This is a genomic window from Pseudomonas sp. B16120, assembly GCF_044218845.1.
Taxonomy (GTDB): domain Bacteria; phylum Pseudomonadota; class Gammaproteobacteria; order Pseudomonadales; family Pseudomonadaceae; genus Aquipseudomonas; species Aquipseudomonas paracarnis.
The window spans coordinates 185,841-199,296 of record NZ_CP162588.1 but is presented as its reverse complement, the minus strand read 5'-3'; the positions used below and the strand labels follow the sequence as shown (position 1 = coordinate 199,296).

General features: G+C 60.2%; 13 protein-coding genes. 7 read left to right on the top strand and 6 right to left on the bottom strand.

Annotation, left to right across the window (positions count from 1 at the left end; translation table 11 throughout):
- The first annotated feature begins 3 nt into the window (after positions 1-3).
- From AB4P90_RS01420 to lptE, 5 genes are read left to right on the top strand one after another with little or no spacing between them, the layout of a single operon-like run.
- Entirely contained in the window at positions 4-1,035 is a 1,032-nt protein-coding gene (locus AB4P90_RS01420; protein ID WP_003187399.1) for a DUF5924 family protein, read from the top strand.
- A 54-nt stretch (positions 1,036-1,089) separates the two neighbouring features.
- The gene (locus tag AB4P90_RS01415) at positions 1,090-2,238 is read left to right on the top strand and encodes an ABC transporter permease (protein WP_014716352.1); all 1,149 of its coding nucleotides are present in this window, start codon (positions 1,090-1,092) and stop codon (positions 2,236-2,238) included.
- Positions 2,235-3,038 (top strand): ABC transporter ATP-binding protein, encoded by an 804-nt coding sequence (locus tag AB4P90_RS01410; RefSeq protein WP_014716351.1) that lies wholly within the window; start codon positions 2,235-2,237, stop codon positions 3,036-3,038. Before AB4P90_RS01415 ends, AB4P90_RS01410 begins: the two co-directional genes overlap by 4 nt.
- 1 nt (position 3,039) lies before the next feature.
- The gene (locus tag AB4P90_RS01405) at positions 3,040-3,978 is read left to right on the top strand and encodes an MlaD family protein (protein ID WP_003187394.1); all 939 of its coding nucleotides are present in this window, start codon (positions 3,040-3,042) and stop codon (positions 3,976-3,978) included.
- On the top strand, positions 3,975-4,586 hold the full coding sequence (lptE, locus tag AB4P90_RS01400; RefSeq protein ID WP_019816929.1) for an LPS assembly lipoprotein LptE: 612 nt from the start codon (positions 3,975-3,977) through the stop codon (positions 4,584-4,586). The genes AB4P90_RS01405 and lptE overlap by 4 nt, the downstream gene beginning before the upstream one ends.
- A gap of 91 nt (positions 4,587-4,677) precedes the next feature.
- Here lptE and AB4P90_RS01395 read toward each other — a convergent pair whose 3' ends face one another.
- The 5 genes from AB4P90_RS01395 to AB4P90_RS01375 form a co-directional block, all read right to left on the bottom strand.
- Positions 4,678-5,907, bottom strand: coding sequence for a nucleoside recognition domain-containing protein (locus AB4P90_RS01395; RefSeq protein WP_019816928.1), 1,230 nt, complete (start codon positions 5,905-5,907; stop codon positions 4,678-4,680).
- Between the two features lie 97 nt (positions 5,908-6,004).
- On the bottom strand, positions 6,005-7,336 hold the full coding sequence (gene gltP / locus AB4P90_RS01390) for a glutamate/aspartate:proton symporter GltP (protein ID WP_003187390.1): 1,332 nt from the start codon (positions 7,334-7,336) through the stop codon (positions 6,005-6,007).
- 712 nt (positions 7,337-8,048) lie between these two features.
- Positions 8,049-8,516 (bottom strand): inhibitor of vertebrate lysozyme family protein, encoded by a 468-nt coding sequence (locus AB4P90_RS01385; RefSeq protein WP_014716348.1) that lies wholly within the window; start codon positions 8,514-8,516, stop codon positions 8,049-8,051.
- Between the two features lie 2 nt (positions 8,517-8,518).
- Positions 8,519-8,683 (bottom strand): DUF1328 domain-containing protein, encoded by a 165-nt coding sequence (locus tag AB4P90_RS01380; RefSeq protein WP_003187386.1) that lies wholly within the window; start codon positions 8,681-8,683, stop codon positions 8,519-8,521.
- A 77-nt stretch (positions 8,684-8,760) separates the two neighbouring features.
- Positions 8,761-9,045 (bottom strand): hypothetical protein, encoded by a 285-nt coding sequence (locus AB4P90_RS01375; RefSeq protein WP_020301400.1) that lies wholly within the window; start codon positions 9,043-9,045, stop codon positions 8,761-8,763.
- Between the two features lie 389 nt (positions 9,046-9,434).
- Here AB4P90_RS01375 and algB point away from each other — a divergent pair, with 389 nt between their 5' ends.
- Entirely contained in the window at positions 9,435-10,781 is a 1,347-nt protein-coding gene (algB, locus tag AB4P90_RS01370; RefSeq protein ID WP_014716346.1) for a sigma-54-dependent response regulator transcription factor AlgB, read from the top strand.
- 10 nt (positions 10,782-10,791) lie between these two features.
- Positions 10,792-12,579, top strand: coding sequence for a KinB sensor domain-containing domain (locus AB4P90_RS01365; protein ID WP_014716345.1), 1,788 nt, complete (start codon positions 10,792-10,794; stop codon positions 12,577-12,579).
- Between the two features lie 32 nt (positions 12,580-12,611).
- On the opposite strand, the gene AB4P90_RS01360 is transcribed toward AB4P90_RS01365, so the two are convergent.
- The gene (locus AB4P90_RS01360; protein ID WP_014716344.1) at positions 12,612-13,388 is read right to left on the bottom strand and encodes an N-acetylmuramoyl-L-alanine amidase; all 777 of its coding nucleotides are present in this window, start codon (positions 13,386-13,388) and stop codon (positions 12,612-12,614) included.
- Positions 13,389-13,456 lie beyond the last annotated feature (68 nt).

Genomic DNA, 13,456 nt, shown 5'->3' with positions numbered 1-13,456 from the left:
CCCATGCCGAACTTGCCGCCCCTCATCCAGCGCGTTATAGAACTGATCAAGCGCTACCCAGGGGTGATTGCACTCGGCGGTTTCATCTCGGGGGTGGGCAGCTTCATCCTGGTAGACCGCCAGCAGGGCATGGCCAGCTGGATCGCGGTGATCATGCTGGTGAGCTGGTTGTGGCTGATGCTGGAGAACAGCTTTACGCAACTGTTCACCAAAGTCTTCAATCGCGAGATCCCTGAACCGCTGCTGCGCTACGCCACCCAGATGATCCACCAGGAAAGTCTGTTTTTCGTCCTGCCCTTCTTTTTCGTCACCACCGCCTGGAACAGCGGCCAATCGTTGTTCACTGGCCTGCTTGGCGCAGCGGCGCTGGTGTCGATCATCGACCCGCTGTATTACAAATGGCTGGCGCCCAAACGCTCGCTATTCCTGGCCCTGCACACCCTGACCCTATTCGCCGCGTTGCTGACCGCGCTGCCGATCATCATGCACCTGACCACCGCCCAGAGTTACAAACTGGCGTTGGGCGTGGCCATGGTCCTGTCGATCCCGAGCCTGGCCGTCAGCCTGCCGCTGCGTAGCCTCAAGGGCTGGGCGATGCTGCTGGGGGTAACGGCCGCCATCGGCTGCGCCGGCTGGTTCCTGCGCAGCTGGGTACCGCCCGCCACCCTATGGATGACCGAAGTCGCCATCAGCACCCAACTGCAAGACCGCACGCCGGGCGACGACCTCAAGCAAGTCACCGCCGCCCAATTGCGCAGCGGTGGGCTGTATGCGTACACCGCCATCAACGCACCACGCGGGCTGGATGAGCGGATTTACCATGTGTGGAAATTCAACGGCCAGGAAGTCGACCGCATTGCCCTGGACATCCATGGTGGGCGCAAGGAAGGCTATCGCGCCTGGACCCACAAGCAGAACTTCCCCGGTGACGCCGTAGGGCGCTGGCAGGTGCAGGTGCTCACCGAAGACGGGCAAGTCATCGGCGTTCTGCGCTTCAAGGTGATAGACACAGCACAAGCGGACAACCCAAAGTAAGCCGGATCGTGCTATTACGTAGCAATTGTGGATAGCCAAACAAGCTCGGAGCTTATGACCACTCGCACGACGGCCGGCGCGGCCCATCTAGATACGTCCAGCACCCCGCCTTCGCTACGGATTACCGGCGACTGGACGCTGGCCCACTACGCCGACCTGAAGAAGCTGTCGGCCGCACTCGACGGCCAATACGACGCCGGCGCCCGCATTGACCTCAACGGCCTCGGCGCGCTGGATACCGCCGGCGCCTCGCTGCTGGTAGAGCTGCTGGGCCCTGCACGCATCGAACACTCTGCCGAACAGACCGATTGCACCCTGGCAGCCGCCGACCGTGCACTGCTCAAGACCGTCTACCGCTCCCTGAATGACTTTTGCGTACCGATCAAAGAGCCGGAAGAGGCCGCCGGCATTCAAGTGTTGGCTCGCATCGGCCGCGCAGTAGACACGGTCTGGCAAGACGCAATGAAGCTGTTGGGCTTTATCGGCCTGATCCTCGAGACCTTCGCCCGCGGCATTTGGCGGCCCAAACGCTGGCGCCTGACGCCCATGGTCGCCCACATCGAACAGACCGGCCTGGATGCGGCGCCTATCGTTGCGCTGTTGACCTTTCTGGTCGGCGCCGTCGTGGCCTTCCTCGGCGCCACTGTGCTCAAGAGCTTCGGCGCGACGATCTTTACCGTGGACCTGGTGGCGTTCTCCTTCCTGCGTGAATTCGGCGTATTGCTCACCGCAATACTCATCGCCGGCCGTACCGCCAGTGCGTTCACCGCGCAAATCGGCTCCATGAAAGCCAACGAAGAAATCGACGCCATCCGCACACTGGGCCTGGACCCTATGGAGCTGTTGGTATTGCCCCGCGTGCTGGCGCTGCTGGTGGCGTTGCCGATGCTGACCTTCCTGGCGATGCTCTCGGGGATCGTCGGCGGTGGTGTGGTGTGTGCGGTGGCCCTGGATATTTCGCCAGCGATGTTTCTTTCGCTGCTGCAATCGGACATTGGCGTGCAGCACTTTCTGGTGGGCATGGTGAAGGCGCCGATCTTTGCGTTTTTGATCGCGGCCATCGGCTGCCTGGAAGGTTTTAAAGTCAGCGGCAGTGCCGAGTCAGTCGGCGCGCACACCACGTCCAGCGTGGTGCAATCGATCTTTGTGGTGATCGTGCTGGATGCGGTCGCGGCGATGTTCTTCATGGAGATGGGCTGGTGAGTCGTCTACACCGTGCGCCCACTGAGGCGGTGATTGAAGTACGTGGCCTGTGCAACCGTTTCGGCAGCCAAAGCGTGCATGAGAACCTCGACCTGGATTTGTACAAAGGCGAGATCCTGGCGGTGGTGGGGGGCTCTGGCAGCGGTAAATCCGTGTTGTTGCGCAGCATCGTTGGCCTGCGGCGCCCCAGCGAGGGCGAAGTGCGGGTGTTCGGCAAAAACCTGCCGAGCCTGCCTGAACATGAACGCTCACTGGTAGAACGCCGCTTTGGCGTACTGTTCCAGAAGGGCGCGCTGTTTTCCTCGCTGACGGTGACCGAGAACGTGGCTCTGCCATTGATCGAGCACGCCGGCCTCAGCCGCGCCGATGCCGAGCACCTGGCGGCGGTCAAGCTGGCCCTGGCGGGGTTGCCGCTGTCGGCGGCCGACAAATACCCGGCCTCGTTATCCGGCGGCATGATCAAGCGCGCAGCTCTGGCCCGCGCACTGGCCTTGGACCCGGACATCCTGTTCCTGGACGAACCCACCGCCGGTCTCGACCCGATTGGCGCGGCGCAGTTCGACCAACTGATCCTCACCCTGCGCGATGCGCTGGGCTTGAGTGTGTTCCTGGTCACCCACGACCTCGACACGCTGTACACCATCACCGACCGTGTGGCGGTGCTGGCGCAGAAGAAAGTGCTGGTGGCCGACGCCATCGATGTCGTTTCGGAAACGGACGACGCCTGGATTCACGAATATTTCCACGGCCCCCGGGGCCGCGCGGCATTGGATGCCGCTCAATCGCTCAATGAGGTATGACATGGAAACCCGAGCCCATCATGTGATGATCGGACTGTTCAGCGTAATTGTGGTGGTCGGCGCGATGCTGTTTGGCCTGTGGCTGGCCAAGTCCAGCGTCGATACCGCCTTCCAGGATTACGAAGTGATCTTCAACGAAGCGGTCAGCGGCCTGTCCCAGGGCAGTGCGGTGCAGTACAGCGGCATCAAGGTGGGCGACGTGATCAGCCTGCGCCTGGACCCCAAAGACCCACGCCGCGTCCTGGCGCGCATCCGCCTGGCCGGGCAAACGCCAATCAAGGAAGACACCCAGGCCAAACTGGCCCTGACCGGTATCACCGGCACCTCGATCATCCAGCTCAGTGGCGGCACCCCGCAGAGCCCGGAGCTCAAGGGCAAGGACGGCAACCTGCCGGAAATCATCGCGTCGCCATCGCCTATCGCACGCCTGCTCAATAACAGCAACGACCTGATGACCAGCGTCAACCTGCTGCTGCACAACGCCAACCACCTGTTCTCGCGGGAAAACGTCGAACGCCTGAGCAACACCCTGGACAACCTGCAACAAACCACCGGCGCCATTGCCGAGCAACGCGGCGACATCAAGGTGGTGATGCAGCAATTGATGCAAGTGAGCAAACAGGCGGGCGCGGCGCTGGAGCAAACCACCGTGCTGATGCGCAGCGCCAATGGTTTGCTCAGTGAACAAGGTAAGCAAGCCTTCGGCAGCGCCGAGCAGGCGATGAAATCCCTGGAGCAAAGCACCGCCACCATCAATACCTTGCTGACCAATAACCAGGACTCGGTGAACAGCGGCATGCAGGGCCTCAACGAACTGGCGCCAGCCGTGCGCGAGTTGCGTGAAACCCTCGGCTCGCTGCGCGCCATCTCCCGCCGTCTGGAAGCCAACCCCAGCGGTTACCTGCTGGGCAGCGACAAGAACAAGGAGTTCACGCCATGAAGCGTGCGTATCACATGATCGTCCCCATGGCCCTGGCACTGGTCAGCGCGTGCTCGATCCTACCCAAGCCGGACCCTTCGGACGTGTACCGCCTGGCGTCCACCCAGCCGGCCAGCCAAGGCACGCCGGTGAGTTGGTCGCTGCGCGTGACCAAGCCGCAGACCAGCGAGTTTCTCGACAGCCCGCGCATCGCCGTGGTGCCAGATGGCAACTTGATCAGCAACTACGCGAACTCGCGCTGGAGTGACCCGGCGCCGGTGCTGCTGCGTAATCGCCTGCTGGATGGCTTCCAGCGCGACGGGCGCGTGACATTGTTGAGCACTGACGAGACCAACCTGCAAGCCGACTATGAACTGGGCGGGCAGTTGCAGGCGTTTCAGAGCGAGTATCGGGGCAAGACGGTGGAGGTGGTGATTCGCCTCGACGCGCGATTGGTGCGTGGGCGTGATCAAAGGATTATCGCCAGCCGTCGGTTTGAAGTGAGGCAGCCGGTGAGTGACACCCAGGTGCCAGCGGTGGTGGCTGCTTTTGGCCAGGCTGGGGATCAGTTGAATAAGCAGGTGGTGGATTGGGTGGTGAGTCAGGGCAATACAGCACTGAAACCTTGAGGACCTCATCGCAGGCAAGCCAGCTCCCACAGTCTGATTTGTGAACACAGTCAAAGTGGGAGCTGGCTTGCCTGCGATAGCGATTGTAGCCTTAACCAAAAAACCAGTAGCACACCGAAACAGCCGCGACCACACCAGCAAACTCCGCGAACAACGCACACCCCACCGCATGCCGAGCCCGCTGGATCCCCACCGAACCAAAGTACACCGCCAACACATAGAAAGTGGTTTCCGTACTGCCCTGAATCGTCGCCGCCACCAAGGCCGGGAAGCTGTCCACACCCTGGGTCTGCATGGTCTCGATCAGCATCGCCCGCGCCGCGCTGCCGGAGAACGGCTTGACCATCGCGGTCGGCAGCGCGTCGACAAAGCGCGTATCCAGGCCCGTCCAGGCCACCACATGGCGAATCCCTTCCAGGCCGAACTCCAAGGCGCCCGAGGCACGCAACACGCCAACCGCACACAGCATCGCCACCAGATAGGGCAACAGGTTCTTGGCCACGTCGAAGCCTTCCTTGGCGCCTTCGACAAAGGCCTCGTACACCTTGACCTTGCGCAACGCGCCGATCACCAGGAACAGCATGATCAAGCCAAACAGCGTGAGGTTGCCCAGGATCGACGACAAACCGGCCAGCGCTGTGGCAGACAGGGTCGCCAGCAGCGCCATGAAGCCGCCCAGTACCAGCGCGCCGGGGATCAGATAGGCCAGCACCACCGGGTCCCACAAACGCAGGCGCTGCATCACCGCCACCGACAGCAGGCCCACCAGCGTCGAGGCGCTGGTGGCCAGCAGGATCGGCAGGAACACCAGCGTCGGGTCCGCAGCGCCTTGCTGGGCGCGGTACATGAAGATGGTCACCGGCAACAGCGTCAGCGAGGACGCGTTGAGCACCAGGAACAGGATCTGAGCGTTGGTCGCCGTATTGGGGATGGGGTTGAGCTCTTGCAGCGCCTTCATGGCTTTCAGGCCGATGGGCGTGGCGGCGTTGTCCAGGCCCAGGCCGTTGGCGGCAAAGTTGAGGGTGATCAAACCGATCGCGGGGTGCCCGGCGGGCACTTCGGGCATCAGGCGGCGAAACAGCGGGCCGAGGGCCTTGGCCAGCCAATCGACGATCCCGGCTTTTTCGGCGATCCGCAGAAAGCCCAGCCATAACGTCAGGGTACCGAACAGCAGCACCATGACTTCCACCGATAATTTGGCCATGGCGAAAATGCTTTCGACCATCGCCGCGAAGATCCCGGCGTTACCGCCCACCAGCCATTGCGCCAACGCTGACACCATTGCCACGACAAAGAAGCCAAGCCACAGGCCATTGAGCATCAGATAAATCCCCCGAAAGATGGGGCGAATGATAACGGGGCTGGCAGAAACGACAAACCCCGGAATTCTCCGGGGTTTGTTTTCGATCAATCTGCAATCAGCTACGGGTGGCTTGTGCCGTAGGCAGGGCTTCCTTGCTGCGCCAGTGCGGCAAGGAATTCCAATAGCGCTCGCCCTTGGCGTCGTCGTACATGCCTTCCCAACGGGAGATAACCAGTACGGCCAAGGCGTTGCCGATCACATTCAGGGCGGTACGCGCCATGTCCATCACACGGTCGACACCGGCGATAAACGCCAAGCCTTCCAGTGGGATGCCCACGCTGCCCAGCGTCGCCAGCAACACCACGAAGGACACGCCCGGCACGCCGGCGATGCCTTTGGAGGTCACCATCAGGGTCAGTACCAACATCAATTGCTGGCCGATCGACAGGTCGATGCCATACAGCTGGGCAATGAAGATTGCTGCGATGCTCTGGTACAGGGTCGAACCGTCGAGGTTGAACGAATAACCGGTCGGCACCACGAAGCTGCAGATCGCTTTCGGCGCGCCGTAGGCTTCCATCTTTTCGATCACACGCGGCAGCACGGTTTCGGAGCTGGCGGTGGAGTAAGCCAATACCAACTCATCTTTGAAGATGCGGATCAGCTTGAGGATCGAGAAGCCGAACAGGCGGGCGATCAAACCCAGGACCGCGAAGGCGAAGAACAGGATCGCGACGTAAACCAGGATCACCAGCTTGGCCAGCGGCAGCAGCGAGGCGAAGCCGAAGTTGGCGACCGTCACCGCGATCAGCGCGAATACACCGATAGGGGCGTACTTCATGATCATGTGGGTGACTTTGAACATGCTCTCGGACACGCCCTGGAACATGGTCACCAGCGGCTCGCGCAGCTCAGGCTTGAGGCTCGACAGCCCCAGGCCGAACAGCACCGAGAAGAAGATGATCGGCAGCATCTCGCCACGGGCAACAGCGGCGAAGATGTTCGAGGGGATCAGGTTAAGGATGGTTTCGATGAACGCATGTTCATGCTGCACTTCGGCGGCAGTCGCCTGGTACTTGGAGATATCGACGGTACCCAGGGTACTCATGTCGATGCCAGCGCCTGGGTGGAACAGGTTGGCGAGCAACAGGCCCACCACGATGGCGATGGTGGTGACGATTTCGAAGTAGAGGATGGTTTTGACGCCGATACGACCGAGCTTTTTCGCGTCGCCTACACCGGCGATACCGACGATCAGCGAAGAAATCACAATCGGGATCACGATCATCTTGATCAGGCGGATAAAGATATCGCCCGCCGGCTGCAACACATTGCTGATCCACCAGGCCTTTTCAGCACTGAAATGGTTGAGTACTGCACCGATTGCAATGCCCAGTACCAAACCGATGAGGATCTGCCAGGCGAGGCTTAGCTTTGCCTTCTTCATGTCATTACCCTTGCTTCAAGTGGACTTACGGCAAATGCGCCAGCTGCAACGCTCGAAAGCGAAAAAGTGTGTGCATCTGCCTCCATGGAAGGTCACCGCAGCGTGGCCGAAATGGCTTACTGGCAGGCGAAAAAAGGCGCAACTATTCCCATGCAAGGGAGCGACGTCTAATGCCGTAAACGCCTACCCCATGCCGAATCGGCATGGCTTTTTTTGAAATAATTTGTCCAAACGGTCAGTTCGTATCTGCCATTCCGGCGGGTGAATATGCCGTTGAGCGGCTAAATCAGGCTCGCGCAGAGATACTGGACGACTCGGATTGATTGGCAGAAATGTCTGAGAAATCCATCACCTAGCGCCAGAAAGATCCTATAGCGTCGATGAAAAATTCTCGATAGATGGTCACACCGACATACCCGGTAATGGTTGGCCAGAGGCAAAAAGCAAAACGGCGGCTATGAGCGGCATGAAACGCGGGGATGAGAGTCGTAAGCCCGCCGCAAGTTCAGCAAGCTTGAGGTCTTGTGAACTTGCGTCGCAGCTTTTCGCCTGACCCGGCCCTTGCGCAGGTACTCCCTGTACCCGTAGGTCACGCCGATCCTGATCGATCAGAGCAACCCGGCCCCCTGGTCATGCATCACTCAAGGAGCGATGCAAACAGAAAGAAGCACAAGGGCTTCCTTCTATGGACGCCAGCTCCGTCAGACGGAACCTAGTACCAATTCGGGTCTTTCTTGAGCTGCTCCATCAGCAGCTTTTGCATACCCTCGTCCGGCTTACCGAGAAAACGGTAATCGGCGTGCCGTGTCGGCGACTTGTCCGCTGGCAAACCAGCCGGGACTTCCACCAACATGGCGTAGGCATCTTCCTTGTCGAGGCTGAAGGCGACGATCAGGCGCTTGTTCAGGCAGGTGTCTGCGGTTTCGCAGAGCGGCCCGACCAAATACTTGTCGCCATCTTCCTCAACGGCATTCATTTGCTCGGCCGTGCCCGACAGGTTCATCACCCATTCGGGCAGGCGTTCCTCTTTCTTCACCACGTCTTGCCAGGTTTCACGGTACTGCGGATCCGCGCTGAGCAATTCGTTAGCCCGGGATTGGCCGTCATTGGCGGCCAAGGCAAGGCCACTTCCGCCCAACAGCAGGGCAGCAGCAAGGGCTTTAAAAGGCAGGCTGACCATATTCAACCTCGGCCTTTGCGACCAAAGAAGAACGAAGCGATAAACATCACCAGGAAGACCACAAACAGGATCTTGGCGATGCCGGTGGCGGTGCCCGCGATACCACCGAAGCCCAGGACTGCGGCCACAATGGCGATGATCAGAAATGTGATTGCCCAACTCAACATGGTGATTCTCCTTATGCTTCTATAGGGGTAACAGCGGTGATGCCGTGCAGTCGCTCAACATAAGCGACGTTTTTTGCCTAGAACACCCAACGGTCATGGGCCGGCAGTTCGTCCAGAGTGGAACCCTGATCTACCAGGCTCAATTGCGGGGCAGTCACATCGGCGCTGGCGCTGCCAATGGAACGGAAATGGGTCTGGGTCATGACGGGACGTTCAAATTGCGGGGCTGGCTGCGCACGCTCCTGCCAATGCTGCAACTGCTGGCCGGCAATCAACGTGACCATCAACGCCAGGCTGGCGAACAGGCCCTGCTGCAAGCGCAGCGGCGATACACGCAATTGGCTGAGGCTTTGGCGAGTCATACAGCATTACTCCCGCATTCTGATTATTCGTTCATGACGCTCTTGGGGGAGATATTGCAGAGTGCATGCCAGCTTTATTGCAAAATAAAACCTAATAAAATCAATAAGTTATACTTGATCGATGGAATCATCGCCTAGCATCCTGCACGATGCCTCGGTATAGGCCGTGCGAAATGCACGATGCCCAGTAGACGGAACCAGACACTTGGCGCGCACATCCAAGGGTCGAAGAGCAATAAGGCCTTAAAATGTCCGCAAACCACGTCTGTAGGAAGGCGCGCAGATAGCTGCACGAAGAAGCCTTTTATGAATCAGAATAAACCATGCAACTTGCCCGATTATTCCGGGACTAAACACCATCACATTTATAGTTAAGGAGTGCGGGACAGATGGATTCAGCCAAGGAACTTCAAGGCCGCATTCTTTTAGTGGATGACGAATCCGCGATCCTGCGCACCTTCCGCTATTGCCTGGAAGATGAGGGCTACACCGTCGCCACCGCGAACAGCGCCGCACAGGCCGATGCCCTGATGCAGCGTCAGGTGTTCGACCTGTGCTTCCTCGACCTGCGGCTGGGCGAGGACAATGGCCTGGACGTGCTGGCCCAGATGCGCGTGCAGGCTCCGTGGATGCGCGTGGTGATTGTGACCGCCCATTCGGCTGTGGATACCGCCGTGGACGCCATCCAGGCTGGCGCCGCCGACTACCTGGTCAAACCTTGCAGCCCAGACCAACTGCGCCTGGCTACCGCCAAGCAACTGGAAGTGCGTCAGCTCTCAGCGCGGTTGGAAGCACTGGAAGGCGAAGTGCGCCAGCCCAAAGACGGCCTCGACTCCCATAGTCCGGCCATGATGGTGGTGTTGGAAACCGCGCGGCAGGTGGCCGGAACGGACGCCAACATCTTGATCCTCGGCGAGTCCGGCACCGGTAAAGGTGAGTTGGCCCGGGCGATACACGGCTGGAGCAAACGCTCGAAGAAGTCCTGCGTGACCATCAACTGCCCCTCACTGACCGCCGAACTAATGGAAAGCGAACTGTTCGGCCACAGCCGTGGCGCGTTCACCGGCGCCAGTGAAAGCACCTTGGGCCGAGTGAATCAGGCGGACGGCGGCACGCTGTTTCTCGACGAGATCGGCGATTTCCCCCTCACGTTGCAACCCAAGTTGCTGCGGTTTATCCAGGACAAAGAGTATGAGCGCGTGGGCGACCCGGTCACTCGCCGCGCCGACGTGCGCATCCTCGCAGCCACCAACCTGAACCTGGAAGACATGGTGCGCGATGGCCGGTTCCGTGAAGACTTGCTCTACCGCCTGAATGTCATCACCTTGCACTTGCCGCCGCTGCGCGAACGCAGTGAAGACATCCTGACCCTGGCTGACCGCTTCCTTGCCCGCTTCGTCAAGGAATACGCGCGCCCGGCACGCGGCTTCAGTGATAATGCCCGCGAAGCGCTACTCAACTATCGCTGGCCCGGCAACATCCGCGAACTGCGTAACGTGGTGGAACGCGCCAGCATCATCTGCCCTCAGGAAAAGGTGGAGATCAGCCACCTGGGGATGGCCGAGCAACCGGCCAACAATGCACCGCGTATCGGAGCGGCTTTGAGCCTGGACGAGCTGGAAAAGGCTCATATCGGCGCCGTACTTGCGACCAGCGACACGCTGGACCAAGCGGCCCGCACACTCGGCATCGATGCGTCGACGCTGTACCGCAAACGCAAGCAGTACAACCTTTGAATAGGACTTTATGAAGCTCGCGATGAAACTGCGCACCCGGTTATTCCTGAGCATCTCAGCGTTGATTACCGTGGCTTTGCTGGGGTTGATCCTGGGCTTGGTCAGCGTCATGCAAATGGCCAAGACCCAGGAATCGTTGATCCGCAGTAATTTCATCACCCTGGACCTGGGGCTCAAGTTGCGTCAGAGCCTGGGCGACCAGTTGATCATGATGCTGGAGAAGCGTCCCGACCCAGACGCCCTGCAAGCCTCAAAGCAGCATTATTTCGATCTGTTGGACCAGGGCATCGCCCATGAACAGGCCGACGGCAAAAACCATGGTTTCAGCCAGGCACGCTCGGATTACCAGAATCTGCTCAATGCGTTTGACCAATCCCAACAGGCATCACCGCCTGCGGGCAGCAAGGAAAGGCTCACCGAAACCTTCAACATACTGCGCAACGGCTTGATTGCCGAACACAAGCGGGCGCTGGAAAATATCAGTACCAGTGAGCATAAATCCCGTGAGCGCGCGTTGTTGATAGCGGGCCTGCTCGGGCTGGTGGGGCTCGCGGTGCTGATCATCGGTTTCGTCACGGCCCATGGCATCGCCCGGCGTTTCGGTGGTCCCATCGAGGCCCTGGCCAAGGCCGCCGACAAGATCGGGCAGGGCGACTTTGAAGTCACGCTGCCGATCTCCTCCGCAGCGGAAATGAACCTGCTGACCCGCCGCTTCGGCATCATGGCCGAAGCGTTGCGCCAACATCAGGCCACTAACATCGATGAGCTGCTGGCCGGCCAACAGCGCCTGCAAGCGGTGCTCGACAGTATCGATGACGGCCTGTTGATGATTGATCGCCAAGGCTGCCTGGAGCACCTCAACCCTGTGGCGCAGCGCCAATTGGGCTGGGATGAGGAGCGGCTGGGTCAAGGGCTTGGCGAAGCCATGGGTCGCGCGGAAATGGATGAACAGCTGCAACTGGTGCTACGCGGCGGCAACCTGGAGCGGGCCCCGGATGATCTGGAGGTGGAAGTCGAGGGTGAGTTACGCCTGCTGACCTACAGCCTGACCCCGGTTAGCCATACACAGGGTCACATTCTCGGGGCCGTGATGGTGCTGCATGATGTGACAGAACAGCGCGCCTTCGAACGGGTGCGCAGCGAGTTCGTGTTGCGCGCCTCCCATGAGCTGCGCACCCCGGTTACCGGCATGCACATGGCCTTCGGCTTGTTCCGTGAGCGGGCCAAATTCCCTGCGGACTCCCGCGAGGCGGACCTGCTGGATACGGTCAATGAAGAGATGCAGCGCCTGATGCAGTTGATCAATGACCTGCTCAACTTCTCGCGTTACCAGAACGGCCTGCAAAAACTCACCCTGGGGACGTGCGATGTCACCGACTTGCTGGAGCACGCACGGGCCCGATTTGCTGAGCCTGCGAACGCCCAGCACATTGAGTTGCTGGTAGAAGCTCAACCTGAATTGCCACGGCTGTATGCCGACCAAGTGCAACTGGAGCGGGTGCTCGACAACCTGCTGGGCAATGCCCTGCGCCACACCGCCGAAGGCGGGCAGATTCGTCTGCAGGCACGACGGCATGGTGAGCGGGTGATTATCAGCGTCGAGGATAACGGCGAAGGCATTGCCTACGGCCAGCAAGGGCGGATCTTCGAACCCTTTGTACAGGTGGGCCGCAAGAAGGGCGGTGCGGGCCTGGGCTTGGCACTGTGCAAGGAAATCGTGCAATTGCACGGCGGCCGCATGGGTGTGTACTCGCGGCCGGGGCAGGGTACGCAGTTCTATATGGCATTACCCCTGTAGGAGAGAGCTTGCTCGCTCCTACCTGTACACCATCAGCGGTGATTCAAGGCCCGCAGGATTGCGGCACTTTCAGCATCCGGAGTGCCATCAAACAGCGATGGCCGGAAGCGCATCTGGAACGCGGCGATGACGTGCCGCGTGGCCACATCCAACTCGCCAGTCTGCGGCGTCTGGTAGCCCAGGCGCGCCAGCTCTTCCTGGAACCAGGTAATGCTTGGTAACTGCGCGGCGTACTGCACCTGGAACCGGGCCACTGCCTGGGCATCCGGCCACACGGCCAGACCTTCTGCCGCCAAGCGTTTCCAAGGGAACAACGGGCCTGGGTCCAGCTTGCGCAGTGGGGCGATGTCGCTGTGCCCGATGATGTTCTTGGGGTCGATGCCATTGCGCTTGCTGATGTCCTTGAGCAGCACGATCAGCGACTGCACCTGCGCTTCGGAATACGGGTACCACACACGCCCCGTGGGAGTATCACTGAACCCTGGGTTGACGATCTCGATGCCGATGGAGCTGGAATTGAGCCAGGTGCGCCCCATCCACTCGCTTTCCCCCGCGTGCCAGGCGCGCTGGCTTTCATCCACCAGCTTGTAGATGGTGCCGGAGGCGTCGTCGCCGATCAGGTAATGACTGCTGACCTGGCCATGGGTCAACAGCGCCAGGGAACGTTCAAGGTTGGTCGAGGTGTAATGCACCACAACGAACTGCACGCGGTTGTCGTGGTTAACCGAAGGATGGCTGGTGTTCAGGCGCGGGCCACTGGCGCAGCCGGCGAGCAGAAGAAACGCTAAAGCGATATACAAGGATTTCATGGCGAGAGGCATTACACTGAAAGACGATAATGCAACAGTGTAACGTACGGCTCACGGCCAAGCGGTCA

Bases quoted from the DNA above. Each gene is read 5' to 3' on its own strand.
- AB4P90_RS01420 (WP_003187399.1), top strand. From the start codon at position 4: ATGCCGAACTTGCCGCCCCTCATCCAGCGCGTTATAGAACTGATCAAG.
- AB4P90_RS01415 (WP_014716352.1), top strand. From the start codon at position 1,090: ATGACCACTCGCACGACGGCCGGCGCGGCCCATCTAGATACGTCCAGC.
- AB4P90_RS01405 (WP_003187394.1), top strand. From the start codon at position 3,040: ATGGAAACCCGAGCCCATCATGTGATGATCGGACTGTTCAGCGTAATT.
- lptE (WP_019816929.1), top strand. From the start codon at position 3,975: ATGAAGCGTGCGTATCACATGATCGTCCCCATGGCCCTGGCACTGGTC.
- AB4P90_RS01395 (WP_019816928.1), bottom strand. From the start codon at position 5,907: ATGCTCAATGGCCTGTGGCTTGGCTTCTTTGTCGTGGCAATGGTGTCA.
- gltP (WP_003187390.1), bottom strand. From the start codon at position 7,336: ATGAAGAAGGCAAAGCTAAGCCTCGCCTGGCAGATCCTCATCGGTTTG.
- AB4P90_RS01385 (WP_014716348.1), bottom strand. From the start codon at position 8,516: ATGGTCAGCCTGCCTTTTAAAGCCCTTGCTGCTGCCCTGCTGTTGGGC.
- AB4P90_RS01380 (WP_003187386.1), bottom strand. From the start codon at position 8,683: ATGTTGAGTTGGGCAATCACATTTCTGATCATCGCCATTGTGGCCGCA.
- AB4P90_RS01375 (WP_020301400.1), bottom strand. From the start codon at position 9,045: ATGACTCGCCAAAGCCTCAGCCAATTGCGTGTATCGCCGCTGCGCTTG.
- algB (WP_014716346.1), top strand. From the start codon at position 9,435: ATGGATTCAGCCAAGGAACTTCAAGGCCGCATTCTTTTAGTGGATGAC.
- AB4P90_RS01365 (WP_014716345.1), top strand. From the start codon at position 10,792: ATGAAGCTCGCGATGAAACTGCGCACCCGGTTATTCCTGAGCATCTCA.
- AB4P90_RS01360 (WP_014716344.1), bottom strand. From the start codon at position 13,388: ATGAAATCCTTGTATATCGCTTTAGCGTTTCTTCTGCTCGCCGGCTGC.